At 29.9% G+C, this 14148-nt stretch carries 15 protein-coding genes; 7 read left to right on the top strand and 8 right to left on the bottom strand.

Annotated features, from left to right (window positions below):
* Positions 1–24 precede the first annotated feature (24 nt).
* The 4 genes from ACKVOV_RS10510 (at position 25) to ACKVOV_RS10495 (ending at position 4582) form a co-directional block, all read left to right on the top strand.
* Positions 25–1104 (top strand): HlyD family secretion protein, encoded by a 1080-nt coding sequence (locus tag ACKVOV_RS10510; protein WP_409206712.1) that lies wholly within the window; start codon positions 25–27, stop codon positions 1102–1104.
* A gap of 140 nt (positions 1105–1244) precedes the next feature.
* Entirely contained in the window at positions 1245–2831 is a 1587-nt protein-coding gene (locus ACKVOV_RS10505) for an MDR family MFS transporter (protein WP_409206711.1), read from the top strand.
* 70 nt (positions 2832–2901) lie between these two features.
* Positions 2902–3720: a 3-deoxy-8-phosphooctulonate synthase gene (gene kdsA, locus ACKVOV_RS10500; RefSeq protein ID WP_409206710.1), complete on the top strand. Its 819-nt coding sequence runs from the start codon at positions 2902–2904 to the stop codon at positions 3718–3720.
* A gap of 22 nt (positions 3721–3742) precedes the next feature.
* Entirely contained in the window at positions 3743–4582 is an 840-nt protein-coding gene (locus ACKVOV_RS10495) for a hypothetical protein (protein WP_409206709.1), read from the top strand.
* Positions 4583–4669: 87 nt separating this feature from the next.
* Here ACKVOV_RS10495 and ACKVOV_RS10490 read toward each other — a convergent pair whose 3' ends face one another.
* The 7 genes from ACKVOV_RS10490 to ACKVOV_RS10460 all read right to left on the bottom strand — a co-directional run bounded on the left by ACKVOV_RS10490 (position 4670) and on the right by ACKVOV_RS10460 (position 10625).
* Positions 4670–5296 carry an acetyltransferase gene (locus ACKVOV_RS10490; RefSeq protein ID WP_409206708.1) on the bottom strand — a complete coding sequence of 209 codons (627 nt, stop codon included), beginning with the start codon at positions 5294–5296 and terminating at the stop codon, positions 4670–4672.
* Complete coding sequence (locus ACKVOV_RS10485; protein WP_409206707.1) at positions 5293–6366, bottom strand: DegT/DnrJ/EryC1/StrS family aminotransferase; 1074 nt, start codon at positions 6364–6366, stop codon at positions 5293–5295. Before ACKVOV_RS10485 ends, ACKVOV_RS10490 begins: the two co-directional genes overlap by 4 nt.
* On the bottom strand, positions 6363–7550 hold the full coding sequence (locus ACKVOV_RS10480) for a hypothetical protein (RefSeq protein WP_409206706.1): 1188 nt from the start codon (positions 7548–7550) through the stop codon (positions 6363–6365). The genes ACKVOV_RS10485 and ACKVOV_RS10480 overlap by 4 nt, the downstream gene beginning before the upstream one ends.
* 2 nt (positions 7551–7552) lie before the next feature.
* Positions 7553–8395 carry a glycosyltransferase gene (locus tag ACKVOV_RS10475; RefSeq protein WP_409206705.1) on the bottom strand — a complete coding sequence of 281 codons (843 nt, stop codon included), beginning with the start codon at positions 8393–8395 and terminating at the stop codon, positions 7553–7555.
* A gap of 3 nt (positions 8396–8398) precedes the next feature.
* Entirely contained in the window at positions 8399–9379 is a 981-nt protein-coding gene (locus ACKVOV_RS10470) for a glycosyltransferase (protein WP_409206704.1), read from the bottom strand.
* A 128-nt stretch (positions 9380–9507) separates the two neighbouring features.
* The gene (locus tag ACKVOV_RS10465; protein ID WP_409206703.1) at positions 9508–9909 is read right to left on the bottom strand and encodes an excinuclease ABC subunit B; all 402 of its coding nucleotides are present in this window, start codon (positions 9907–9909) and stop codon (positions 9508–9510) included.
* A gap of 2 nt (positions 9910–9911) precedes the next feature.
* Positions 9912–10625, bottom strand: coding sequence for a class I SAM-dependent methyltransferase (locus tag ACKVOV_RS10460; RefSeq protein WP_409206702.1), 714 nt, complete (start codon positions 10623–10625; stop codon positions 9912–9914).
* A gap of 129 nt (positions 10626–10754) precedes the next feature.
* Between ACKVOV_RS10460 and ACKVOV_RS10455 the strand changes: the two genes are divergently transcribed.
* Both ACKVOV_RS10455 and ACKVOV_RS10450 read left to right on the top strand, forming a co-directional pair.
* Positions 10755–11171: a DUF1456 family protein gene (locus tag ACKVOV_RS10455; RefSeq protein ID WP_409206701.1), complete on the top strand. Its 417-nt coding sequence runs from the start codon at positions 10755–10757 to the stop codon at positions 11169–11171.
* Positions 11172–11232: 61 nt separating this feature from the next.
* Positions 11233–11445 (top strand): DUF2892 domain-containing protein, encoded by a 213-nt coding sequence (locus ACKVOV_RS10450; protein WP_409206700.1) that lies wholly within the window; start codon positions 11233–11235, stop codon positions 11443–11445.
* A 58-nt stretch (positions 11446–11503) separates the two neighbouring features.
* Here the strand turns inward: ACKVOV_RS10450 and sucC are convergent, their stop codons facing one another.
* The gene (gene sucC, locus ACKVOV_RS10445; protein WP_409206699.1) at positions 11504–12697 is read right to left on the bottom strand and encodes an ADP-forming succinate--CoA ligase subunit beta; all 1194 of its coding nucleotides are present in this window, start codon (positions 12695–12697) and stop codon (positions 11504–11506) included.
* Between the two features lie 251 nt (positions 12698–12948).
* Here sucC and lysA point away from each other — a divergent pair.
* On the top strand, positions 12949–14148 hold a 1200-nt coding region (gene lysA, locus ACKVOV_RS10440; protein WP_409206698.1), incomplete at its 3' end, for a diaminopimelate decarboxylase.

Here is a 14148-nt window from a genome sequence, read left to right as displayed (position 1 = left end):
CTAAAAACTAAATATTTCATCATAATGGAAAAGAAACAAACAAATAAAAAATTTATACTTATTTTCTCAGTTCTAATACTTTTAGGAGGAACTTACGTAGTTTATAATTACATGCATTCCTTAGCTCACGAAACTACTGATGATGCCCAAATTGAAAAAAACATGAATCCTATAATTCCAAGGGTTTCAGGTTATATTACTAAAGTATTTGTAAAAGACAATCAATATGTAAAAAAAGGAGATACCCTTTTTACTATAGATAACAGAGATTATATCATTAAAGTAGAAGAAGCAAAAGCAGCCTTAGTTGGTGCCGAACAAGGTTATGCGGTTTCAAAAGCAGATATTGGAACAGCGCAAGCAAATGTATCAGTATCTGACGCCAATGTTCAATCTGCAAGCGGAAATATCGAAACGGCTAAAATCAGATTAAACAGAGCAGTTAATGATTACGAACGATACAATAATTTGTACAAAAATCATTCCATCACAAAACAACAATTTGAGCTAGCAGAAGCAACAAAATTAGAAGCACAAAGTCAATTGCGAATTTTACAAGAACAACAAAACGCATCAAATTATCAAAAAACTGTGGCTTCATCAAAATCTAACGTATCATCAAAACAAGCAGAAGTATCTGCAGCAAATATAAAACGCGCACAAGCAGTTTTAGATGCCGCAAAACTAAACTTAAATTATACTGTTATCACCGCTTCAATTGACGGACAAGTATCAAAAATAGCCATTCAACCAGGTCAATTTATTCAACCAGGACAATCATTATTTTATATCATTAACAATCAGGAAGTTTGGGTAATTGCGAATTTTAAAGAAACTCAACTAAGTAAAATGGTTGAAGGTCAAAAAGTAACTGTAAAAGCAGATGCTTTTCCTGATACAGATTTTAGTGGAACAATAACTTCTTTTTCACCAGCAACTGGCGCTCGTTTTTCTATTCTGCCTCCAGATAATGCTACGGGAAATTTTGTTAAAACGATACAACGTTTGCCTGTAAAAATTAGTCTTGATGCAACTAATGATGTTGCAAAAATAAAATTATTACGTCCAGGAATGAATGTTGATGTAGATGTTCACATAAAATAAAATTATTAGGAGCTATTTCCTGCTATCCGTTGCAATCTTTTTTTCGGTAAAAACCTCAAAAAGGATTTCCACTACTATCAGGGCTAGGGCATCTCGTTACACAAATTATCAATTGTTAATTATCAATTATCAATTAAATTATGACAACAACTATAGCAGAAGACGATTTAGTAGAATACGGCTTTCGAAGAATTATAATTACCATTACAGCAGTACTTTGTGCTTTGCTGGAAATAGTAGACACCACTATCGTAAACGTAGCACTAACCAACATGCGTGGAAGTTTAGGCGCAACTCTTACAGACGTCGCTTGGGTAATTACAGCATACGCCATTGCAAATGTTATTGTAATCCCAATGACAAGTTGGTTATCGCAACAATTTGGAAGACGAAATTATTTTGCAGTATCCATCATTATTTTTACGGTAGCCTCTTTTCTTTGCGGAAATGCTTCCAATATATGGGAACTGGTTGCTTTTAGATTTATTCAAGGACTTGGAGGTGGTGCTTTATTAGTAACTGCACAAACCATTATTACCGAAAGTTATCCAATGGCCAAACGTGGAATGGCACAAGCTATTTACGGAATGGGAGTTATTGTAGGCCCTACTTTAGGTCCGCCATTAGGTGGTTATTTGATAGAGCATCATTCATGGCCTTATATATTTTACATCAATATTCCATTGGGTATTATCGCTACCTTTTTGACCTTAACTTTTGTTAGAAGTCCAAAATATGGTGAGAAATTGAAAGCAAATCAAGTAGATTGGTGGGGAATTCTTTTTCTGACAGTATTCATTGGTTCATTGCAATTTGTATTGGAGCACGGTCAACAAGATGATTGGTTTGACAGTCCTCTTATTGTATTTTTATGTATTGCTACTATAGTCGGGTTGTTGTTATTTATTTGGAGGGAACTCACTTATAAACACCCAATTGTAAACTTAAGTGTATTGAAAGACGGAAATTTGCGAATTGGAATTCTAATGGGATTTATTCTCGGATTCGGATTATACGGATCTACATTAATTATTCCAATTTATACACAATCAATATTAGGTTGGACAGCATTAGATGCAGGATTATTACTAATTCCGGGTTCTATAACAACGGCGATTTTAATGCCTTTCGTAGGAAGAATGATTCAAAAAGGCGTTCCGCAAGGTTATATGATTGCTGTTGGTTTTCTAGTATTCTTTTTCTTTACTTTTTGGATGCATAACGTTATGACACCAGATACAGGAGTAGAACATTTTTGGTGGCCATTAATATTGAGAGGAATTGGTTTAGGATTATTATTCGTTCCTATCACGACTTTATCATTATCAACATTAAAAGGAAAACATATTGGCGAAGGAGCAGCATTTACTGGAATGATGAGACAATTAGGAGGTTCATTTGGTATTGCAATTATCACCACGTTTATTACTCGATTTAGTCAGAAACACAGAGTAGATTTAGTTTCTCATCTTGACGGAAGTAAATTAGAAGTACAACAACGCATTCAGATCTTGCAAAAAGGATTTATGTCTAAGGGATTTAGCGCAAACGAAGCGTTAAACAAAGCGTATCAAGTCATCGATTTTACTGTTATGAAACAAAGTACAGTAATGTCTTATATGGACATTTTCTTATACCTCGGGATTATGTTTTTATGCTGTATTCCTATTATTTTTCTAATAAAAAAAGGGAAAAATAAAATTAATCCAGCCGATGCAATGCATTAATAAATTAGTAAAAGTTAAACAAGAATTAACCGATTGAAATAATTGGTATATTTGCAAAAAATTACAACACATGAATTTAAAAAATATCCCCAATATCAAACACTTAGATAGTGGGAACTTCTTCATATTAGCTGGTCCATGCGCTATTGAAGGTGAAGAAATGGCAATGAGAATTGCAGAAAAATTAGTTGGAATCACCGATAAATTACAAATACCTTACGTTTTTAAAGGTTCTTTCAAAAAAGCAAATCGCTCAAGAATTGATAGCTTTTCAGGAATTGGTGATGAAAAAGCACTAAAAATTTTAGAAAAAGTAGCCAAGGAATTTGGTGTGCCAACTGTTACAGATATTCATACTAATGAAGATGCTGTTATGGCTGCTGCTTACGTGGATGTACTTCAAATACCTGCTTTTTTAGTACGCCAAACAGATTTAGTTGTTGCTGCTGCCAATACTGGAAAAACAGTTAACTTAAAAAAAGGACAATTTATGAGTCCTGAAAGCATGAAACATGCCGTTCAGAAAGTATTAGATTGCAACAATCAAAATGTAATGGTTACCGATAGAGGAACTATGTTTGGTTACCAAGATATGATTGTCGATTTCCGTGGGATTCCTACCATGCAAACTATGGCTACTACCGTTCTTGATGTAACACATTCGTTACAACAACCTAACCAAGTAGCTGGTGTTACTGGAGGTCGTCCTGATATGATCGAAACTATTGCTAAAGCAGGAATTTCTGTAGGTGTAGATGGGATTTTTATCGAAACTCATTTTGACCCAGCAAATGCAAAAAGTGATGGAGCAAATATGCTTCATCTAGATTATTTTGAAGGGTTAATGACTAAATTAGTTGCCATTAGACAAACAATAAATAATTTTTAAGCTAATAAAATTTACAATTATAATGAAAAAAATACCTTACATTCTTTTTCTACTGTTAACATTTACTGGATTTTCTCAAAATACTGAAGATATTGTACCAGAAAAATATACCGCTCACAACAAAGGCAAATTTTATATTTTCTGGGGAGGAAATAGAGATAATTATTCTAAATCAGACATACATTTTACAGGAGCAGATTATGATTTCACTTTATATGATGTTGGTGCAGAAGACAAACCTAAAGGTTGGCATATAGATTATATAAATCCAGGAAGAATGACAATTCCTCAAACTAATTTTAGATTGGGTTATTTTATTACCGATAAATACAATATTTCGATTGGTGTAGACCACATGAAATATGTAATGTTTCAGGACAAAGCAGTAAATTATACAGGATACTACCCTAATCAAGGGAGTTATGGAGAAAGTTTACCAAACAATCAAGTTTTACTAACCGAAGATTTTTTGACTTACGAACATACTGATGGTCTAAATTATGTAAATACTGAATTTTCTAGAGTTGATGATATTTCGAAATTTATAAAATTACCTAATACTGACAAATTTCAGGTGAATTTTACCGAAGGTGTTGGTGTTGGACTTTTATATCCAAAAACCAACGCAAAGTTATTAGGTAAGGAACGCCATGACGATTTTCATATTTCTGGTTTTGGCCTTTCGGCAAAAGCTGGTTTAAACTTCACTTTTTTTAAGTATTTCTTCATTCAAACTGAATTAAAAGGTGGATATATTAGTATGAATGATATAAAAACAACTTTTGATAATGCCGATAAAGCAAGTCAACATTTTTGGTTTCTAGAAAGAACCGTTACTGTTGGTGGAATTTTTAGAATTTAAAAACTTACCCAAATATAAAAAAAGGAGGATATCTAAATTAGACATCCTCCTTTTTTTATATTATAAAGATCTATTATTTATTTAAGGTCAAGAAGGTAACTGTTTTTTAATAATAGCAGGAACTCCTGCTACCATACAATTACTTGGTACATTTTTCGTGACTACTGCACCTGCAGCAACAATTACATTTGAACCAATTACAACTTTAGGAAGAATGGTTGCATTTGCTCCTATTGTTGTAAAATCTCCTATTGTACAGTTTCCTAAAACTCTTGCACCAGGTGAAATCTCAACAAATTCACCAATAATACAATCATGATGAACACTAGAATATGAATTTATTAATGTACCGTTTCCTATTCTAGCATCTGCATTAACAGAAGTAAATGACATAATATTTAGTCCTTTACCTAATTTACTACTTTTGCTTATTTGTGCATTTTCTGCAATTATAGTAATTGGATTGCCTTTCAAATTAACAAAAGTGTTATACAATGTATGTCTATGTTTTACTCCACCTAAACCTAAAATAAAATCGGGATTATCTATTAATTTTTTTTCTACTAATTCTAAATTTTTTAAAATTGGAAATCCATATAAGTCATCACTAATATCATTACTTACATTATCAAAAAAAAATAGTGAACTATAATTTTCGGGGTTTAAAATATCGAAAATTTCTTTTGCATGTCCTTTGGCTCCGATTATTATCATAAATTTTTATTTATAATTTCAACTATTTGTGATAGTTCATCCTCTAACAATCCAACATAAAGTGGCAAACATAATATTCTTGATGCAATAGATTCTGAAATTGGCATTTCAACTTCATTTATATACGAAATTCTATTCAGTGAAGGATAAAAGTAACGTCTTGGTATAATATTTTCGAGACTTAATTTATCTTGAATATTTAGTAATTGTTCTTCTGTTTCAAAAATAATTGGAAAGTAACTATAATTCCAAATTGTATTTTCTCTTATTTTAATAGTTTTTAAAACTTGAAAATTTAATTTTTGAAGATAATAATTCACAACCTTTTTTCTCTCTTCAATAATATGGTTAATATAAGGAAAAACAGCTAATCCCATTGCGGATTGCAATTCAGATATTTTAGCATTTATCCCTAACCCATAAAAGTCTAAAGGACCATTATGCCCAAAATTATGACTATAAAATAACTGATTATAAATAGCTTTGTCATTGCAAAACATAGCACCACCTTCTCCTGTATGAAAAAGTTTTGTAGCATGAAAACTACAAGTACTTACATCTCCATAATTAAATATCGATTTATCGTTATATCTAACCCCAAAACAATGGGCAGCGTCATATATAACTTTTAGATTGTGTTTATTTGCTATTTTTTCTATCATTTCTACATGGCAAGGATTTCCAAAAACGTGAGTTGCTAATATTGCAGTTGTTTTTGTAGTTATTGCCTCTTCAATCCTAGTCTCGTCGATAGTTAAATATTCAGGGTGAATGTCTACAAAAACTGGCTTACAGTTTTCCCAAATTATTGCCGCCGACGTAGCCACATAAGAAAAAGGAGTTGTAATAATTTCTCTACATTCTCCAAATAATTTTAGGGCAATTTGCAAAGGAATAGTTCCGTTATTTGTAATAATAATATTATCTAAATCTAGATATTCTTTAAGTTTAGATTCTAGTTCTAAAGTAAGTTCTCCTCGATTTGTAAGCCATTCTTTGTCCCAAGCTCTTTTTACGATTAGGTTGTATTCTTCTTGTGGAGGCAAAAATGTTTTAGTAACGGTTATCAAAATAATATTTTTTTAAAATGGTCTATTCTAGGTTTTATTTGCTTTTCAAAGCTATACAAATGTAACATTTTATTTCGACCGTTTTCTGCAATTTGTTTAAGAAGTTCCTTATTGTTGTGTAATTCTAATATCTTATGCACAATCTCATTTACATCACAATTAATTTTAATAAAATCTTGATTATGATTTAAATCTAAGTTTTCGCTTTCATTAAAATAGTCGGTCATAAAATTTACATTTCCATAAAGTGAGGCTGTTACACAAGTTGCGAGAGGAAATCCATCGAATGCATTTTTACTTAATATAAATGGTTTATTGGGAGAAACTAATATATGTGTCTCTTTTAGAACTGATTCGAATTCAAATTCATTTAGAGTTCCTTTAAAAACAATGACTTTTTCGAGAAGCGAATCTATCAAATCAATCTTTGAAAAACCACCTATAACTATAAAATTAAATTCTTCTTTTTTATCTATTAAGGCTAAAACAATTTTTTGAAATATGTCAAAACCTTTATCGCTACCATCTGATGTATATTTATTTGCAAAAAATAATATTGAAGTTTTATTTAAATCTTTATTGTACTCGAAATTTATAATATCTTCTGTACACAAGTTTAATGGCACTCCTGATATTAAATTTATTTGGCTTGGATCACATAATTGTTTGTCAATAAGGTATTTTTTTGTGACATTTTGATTTACAATAACACCTCTAAAAAGATTTGAACTAAAATATTGCTTCAAGTTTTTATCTACTAATTTGTCATTAAAACCAAAACCACCACCAGGATAAAGTGTAAAAGTAAATGGATTTTTATTTCTATTTATAACTTCAAAATTAGTTTTTACATTGTTATAAAACATCATGTAAGTTATCTCACTATTAAGATTACTTGAAAATGTTAATTTTTTTATCTTTTTATCTAAATTAGGGTAAAATGATATTAGATCTTCTAAATTTTGATCAAAATTTTTACCTTGACAATAATTGACAAAAGTTGTACAATCTGTTAGAATTCTAGTATCAGGAAATGCCTTACATAACTCTGAATACTCATAACTTCTCCATGGAGATAATGCTGAAGGCATCATGTCATCAAGAATTGTAATTCCTTGGCGATTGCCTCTCTTATAACATTTAAATCGATTAATTAGTTTGTTTTTCCACCCTCTTTTATTCATTATTATTTTTTCCTTGTAAATATATTTTTAATTTTTAATTTAATTTTTTTTGTAATACTTATCTTTTTGGCTTTAATTACTGAATCCGATTCTAATTTTACAATCTGATATTCCAGTTTTTTCTGAATTCTCTTAGGAAAATTATTTTTCATATTTTGTATGAAATTTATCCATATAGCGGTGCGCTCTTCTTGTTTTTTAGAAGACCAATAAGAGGTGTCATGTACTCGATACACTGCCATTTTTTCATTTATACAATAAATTTTACCGTATAAACTATTTAACATATGCAAAAAATAATCTCCAATAGGTGACTTATAAAAATAATCTGGAAACTCATTAAATAAATTATTCTTATAAACTACAGTACAGGTATGCATAAAATTTCCTTTTGCTAAATCATCAATTGTGGTGGTTTGCTTTGTACTAAAAGTTATTGTATCCTCGACCTCAAGTCCATTTGTATTAATCCCAGCATGATGAAAACATATTACATAATCTGAATTATTTTCTAAAAAATCTACTTGTTTTTGTAATTTAAATTCATCTATCCAATAATCATCTCCCTCACAAAGTGCAATATATTTACCTGAACAATTTTTAAGTGCATTAATAAAATTTGGCATCATCCCAATATTTACTTTGTTATGCAAGTACTTAATTTTATGACCATCTGGATGTGAATCTATATAATTATTAATTATCTCATTAGTCTCATCGGGAGAATTATCATTAGCAATTACTAATTCGTAATCAAAATTAGTTTTTTGCATAAGCACACTATCTATTGCTTGTTTTATATAATCTTGATGATTATAAGTAATCATGCAAATGCTTAGTTTCATTTTTTATTGTTTATTGTTTTTATCTAACTGCCTTTTATTGAATATTTTGTCTGTAATCTTCAAAAAGAAGGTTGAAACTGGATACTTTTTTGACATGAATTTATTTATTTTATCAAATAACAATTCTATTTGAATCTTATTTTCTTTAAACAAATCATTATATGCTGTATTGTTTTCAATAATATTTTGATTTCTATAATAAGCTATTGATAGTTTTTTTAGTCTTTTTTTAAAACTAGACAATGATGCATTTTCTTCATTAATATTAAAAACTTCGGTTAGCATTGTTTTGCTATTTTCTTCTTTTTTATAAAAAACACCTCCTACTTGCTGATTATTATGAATCCTATAATAAAAATATTTTTCGTCTAGAAGTTCAAACGCATTTTTATTGGCCGAAATTATTGCAATCCATTCGTCATGATGAAAATCTTTAACTATTGGAAAAGGAAGGATTTCTGGAAGAATTTTTTTTCTAAACGCCATAGACGCTCCTGTAGCAATATTCCCAATTTCGGTGATTAATTTATAGTATTTGAACGCAACGTTCTTATCTCTTAAAAATTGAGGTACATCCCAAATAGCATACTTCTCTTCTACTTCAGATTTTTCGTTTATACAATAACCATTAGATGTTAAAACGTCTATTTTAGGGCTCTTATCAAAATAATTTATATAATCTTCTACTTTATTTAGACTCCAAATATCATCTTGATCCGAAAGAAAAATGATATCCCCAGTGCATAATGTTATTGCTTTCTCGAAGTTTTTAACACTTCGTAAGTTAGTTTCATTTATAAATATTTTAAAAACTCCAGGTTTTTTTATCGAATATTGTTCTAAGATTTCAATAGTATTATCACTAGATCTATCATCACAAATTATTATTTCATGAACAGGTAAGGTCTGATTTAATATCGAGTCTATTTGTTCCTTAATAAATTGTTGCCCGTTATATGTGCATAATGCTACTGAAATTTTCACTTTTAAGAATTTAATTTTTATTAATGAACAAATTATTAAAAATGTAAATATAATAAATATGCTTAGAAAGGCTATTATACATTGTAATTCGAAATATGTTCAATACTTTTTTACAAATATCTTGTACTCTAATTATGTTGCTCCTGAAATGCACAGATTATTTTTTCTGGCGCAAGCACTTGACTTGGAGATTCTTCCATGAGTTTTAGAATTCTATTCATGGCAAAAGGATTTAATCCCATAGTAATTCCCATTTCATGAATAGCTATTTTTTCTCTTTTATGCAAAACCCCATCACAATGCATAAGTAATGCTAATCGATAAAAATGAATAATTCGGTTAAACTCGTCTTTAATAATTATATGCTCATTCCTTTTATTAAATAACTCTAAAAATATTTCTTTATCAATTTCTAATTCTTCAGAAATTAGAAGCAAAAAATCATATTCCCGATCATGTAATTCGCCATCAATAACTGCAAAGGCAATCATTTCAGACAATAAACTTATTTTTTCTTTATGAGAGTTCATAACTAAATAGTTGCTAAAAATTCTTGAAAATAAGATATTGGTTTTAAATCTATTAATTCATTTCTATATTTATCAAAAAATGCATAATCTAAATCATCAATTGTAGTAATAGAATTAAAAACTTCTGGCAATTTCTCTTGTTGTTTTTTATATACAAATCCCAATCCGTGATCTGTATTTAAGACAAAAGCGGATAATTCAGGATGGTTTTTTCTAATATAAACTATAGTTTTCCATACATCACCATTCCATATGTTTTTCCAATCTTTATGATTTTGTAAATCTTTACGTGCATCATCGATAGAGTTAGCTGGGTAAGCTGCTAATTCGTCAAGAGGATTACAATCATGCAAAACGATAATTCCATTTTGATCAAGGTATTTTAAAGTATTTAAAGTATCTTGTAACGATTGTTTGTAAGTATGGAGACCATCTATAAAAGTTAAATCTAATTTATTCTCTAATAATAATGTTTGATTTTTAGCAAAAAAATCATCACTCGTAACTTCAAAATATTGATTTTTAAAATTATCTGAATTTTTAATTCCTGCTTTTATCTTTTTCCATAAATTAAAATTAAAAAAAGGATCTACAGCAAACCTGTTTTTAGGACCTACAATATTAAAAAGGCATTTACCTCTATTTACACCTATTTCTAAATAATTTGCAACATTTTTTTTCTTAATTATAGCATTCAGAACCTCAATTCGTGTCATCTTTAGTTTTATTTTATTTTTTTATAAAAGTAATGCAAATATAAACAAATCCAAATATTCCTTTTCTTGTCTTTACATTTGAATTTAGTCCAATATAAATAATTATCTTTGAAAAATAAATAAATAAACATGACAAACAACGATATTTTCAAAAAATTACGTGTGGCGCTAATGTTGCGTGATGACCAAATAGTAGAAATCTTAGAATTAGTAGATTTTAGAATTACAAAATCAGAAATTGGTGCTTTTTTTCGTGACGAAAAACATGAAAACTATGTAGAATGTGGAGATCAAATTTTACGTAATTTCTTAAACGGATTAGTTATACACTTACGTGGAACAAAGGAAAACCCTAAAAACCCGAATGATGTTTTAGCAAAACACAAAGCTGAAATTCCTGTAAGAACTTCAGAAAAAGTTAAAGTTGATTTTAAACCTAAAACTGATTTTAAGAAAAAACCTGCTTCAAATAATAAGAAGGCTGCACCAAAAGTTCAGGTTGTGGAGAAAGTAAAGTTTAATAATGGTAAGAATAAAAAAGCATAATCTAGAATTAGTTCTATTTTTTTATTAAATTTGAGATAATTAACCTCTAAACCAACCAATTATGATTAAAAATGTAGGTCAAACAGACAAAATCATTCGAATTGTATTAGCAATAATTTTAGCTTCGCTAGATTATTTTGAAGTAGTAAAAGGAAAATTTTCTTGGGTTTTATCTGCTGTAGCAATAATATTGTTAGTAACAGCATTTTTAAATTTTTGTCCCTTATACAAAATACTAGGAAAAAGTACTTGCCCTGTAGATGGCAATAAATAAGCATAAAAAAATCCCGAATTTACATTCGGGATTTTTTTTATCTAAATCTTTCTTTCATTTATGACAAAGCAGCTTTAACTTGGTCTGCAGCTTCTTGAAACTGTACAGCAGATAAAATTGGCATACCTGAATTATCTATTAATTCTTTTGCGATTTCTGCATTTGTACCTTGCAAACGAACAATGATTGGAACTTTTATAGCATCTCCCATATTTTTGTAAGCATCTACAACACCTTGAGCAACACGGTCACAACGAACGATTCCTCCAAAAATATTAATCAAAATTGCTTTTACATTTTTATCTTTCAAGATAATACGGAAAGCTGTTTCAACACGTTTAGCATCTGCAGTTCCACCTACGTCAAGAAAGTTAGCTGGCTCGAAACCTGCATATTTAATCAAATCCATAGTTGCCATAGCAAGACCTGCACCATTTACCATACAACCTACTGTTCCGTCAAGATCTACGTAGTTTAAGCCTACTTCTTTAGCTTCAACTTCGATAGGATTCTCTTCACGAATATCACGCATATCAGCATATTTTGGCTGACGGTATAGTGCGTTATCATCTATATTTACTTTGGCATCAACTGCCATTATTTTATTATCTGAAGTTTTTAACACTGGATTAATTTCGAACATTGAAGCATCAGAACCAATGTAAGCATTATATAAAGAGTCGATAAATTTTACCATTTCTTTAAATGCATTTCCAGAAAGCCCCAAGTTAAAAGCAATTCTTCTTGCTTGAAAAGCTTGTAAACCAACTGCTGGATCTATTTCTTCATTAAAAATTAAATGTGGTGTATGTTCAGCAACTTCCTCAATATCCATTCCACCTTCTGTAGAATAAACAATCATATTACGACCAGTTGCTCTGTTTAATAATACTGACATATAAAACTCAGAAGTTTCGCTTTCTCCAGGATAATAAACATCTTCTGCAATTAAAACTTTATGTACTTTTTTACCCTCAGCAGATGTTTGAGGTGTAATAAGTTGCATACCTATAATTTGTTCCGCAAGTTCTTCAACTTGTTGTAAATTTTTGGCTAACTTTACTCCACCACCTTTTCCTCGTCCACCTGCGTGAACTTGAGCTTTAACTACATACCAGCTTGTACCAGTTTCGGCAGTTAATTGTTTTGCAGCAGCAACAGCTTCTACAGGATTATTTGCAACAATACCACGTTGTATGCGTACACCGTAACTTGCTAAAATTTCTTTTCCTTGATATTCGTGTATATTCATAATAAAGTTTTTGACTTTTTGAGTGCCACAAAAATAATAAATTCCAAGCTAATATTATATCTGATTTTGTTTTTTATTTAAAGGTTTTCAACAAGACATGAACAATATTATAAATAATTTTTTTTTTTACTCTTTTGCAATTACTTTTTTAATAAACAATTGTATAATTATTAGTTACTTTTTATTAAATCGTTTGATTATTTTTAGGTTACCTCAATTTTCTACAATAATTTTGTGTAAAATTTAAAATAATGGAATCTCAACAATTACTTTCAGTAGCAGAAGAATTTGGCAGTCCACTTTATGTGTATGATGCGGCAAAAATTCAATCACAGTATCAACGTTTAACAAATGCTTTTTCTAAGGTAGAAAAATTACGCATTAATTATGCAGTCAAGGCATTGTCGAACATTTCTGTTTTAAAGCTACTGAAACAGATGGGTTCCGGACTTGATACAGTTTCAATTCAAGAAGTACAGTTAGGATTATATGCAGGTTTTACTCCAGACAAAATTATTTATACACCAAACGGTGTTTCTATGGATGAAATTGAAGCTGTAGCAGCATTAGGCGTTCAAATTAATATTGATAATTTATCTATTTTAGAACAATTTGGAACAAAATATCCGCAAATACCTGTTTGTATTCGCATAAACCCTCATGTAATGGCTGGAGGAAATTCGAATATTTCGGTGGGACATATCGATAGCAAATTTGGCATCTCTATACATCAGTTGCCACATATTTTGCGAATTGTAGAAAACACAAAAATGCACATTAATGGTATTCATATGCATACTGGCTCAGATATTTTAGATATTGAAGTGTTTTTATATGCTTCGGAAATACTCTTTGAAACAGCTAAGCAATTTAAAACATTAGATTTTATAGATTTTGGAAGCGGTTTTAAAGTGCCTTACAAAAAAGGAGATATCGAAACTGATGTAGAAGAATTAGGAAGAAAATTGTCTAAAAAATTTAATACTTTCGAAAAAGAATATGGTAGATCATTGACCTTAACTTTCGAACCTGGTAAATTTTTAGTGAGTGAATCTGGTTATTTTTTAGCCAAAGTTAATGTTGTAAAACAAACAACCTCAACAGTTTTCGCAGGAATAGACACTGGTTTTAATCACTTAATTCGTCCTATGTTATACGGTTCAGAACATTATATTGAAAACATTTCCCATCCAAAAGGGAAAGAGCGTTTTTATTCGGTTGTGGGATATATTTGTGAGACAGATACTTTTGCTACAAATAGAAGAATTTCGGAAATAAAAGAAGGTGATATATTAAGTTTTAGAAATGCTGGAGCTTATTGTTTTTCGATGGCTTCAAATTATAATTCACGTTACAAACCCGCTGAAGTATTATGGAAAGATGGTAAAGCACATCTTATTCGCGAACGAGAAACTTTTGACGATTTGTTGAAAAATCAAATCATGATTGAG

Origin of the sequence: Flavobacterium sp. (genome assembly GCF_046153165.1) — a bacterium.
Classification (GTDB): domain Bacteria; phylum Bacteroidota; class Bacteroidia; order Flavobacteriales; family Flavobacteriaceae; genus Flavobacterium.
The sequence above is the reverse complement of the archived record's forward strand: the minus strand, read 5'-3'. Positions and strand labels throughout refer to the sequence as shown.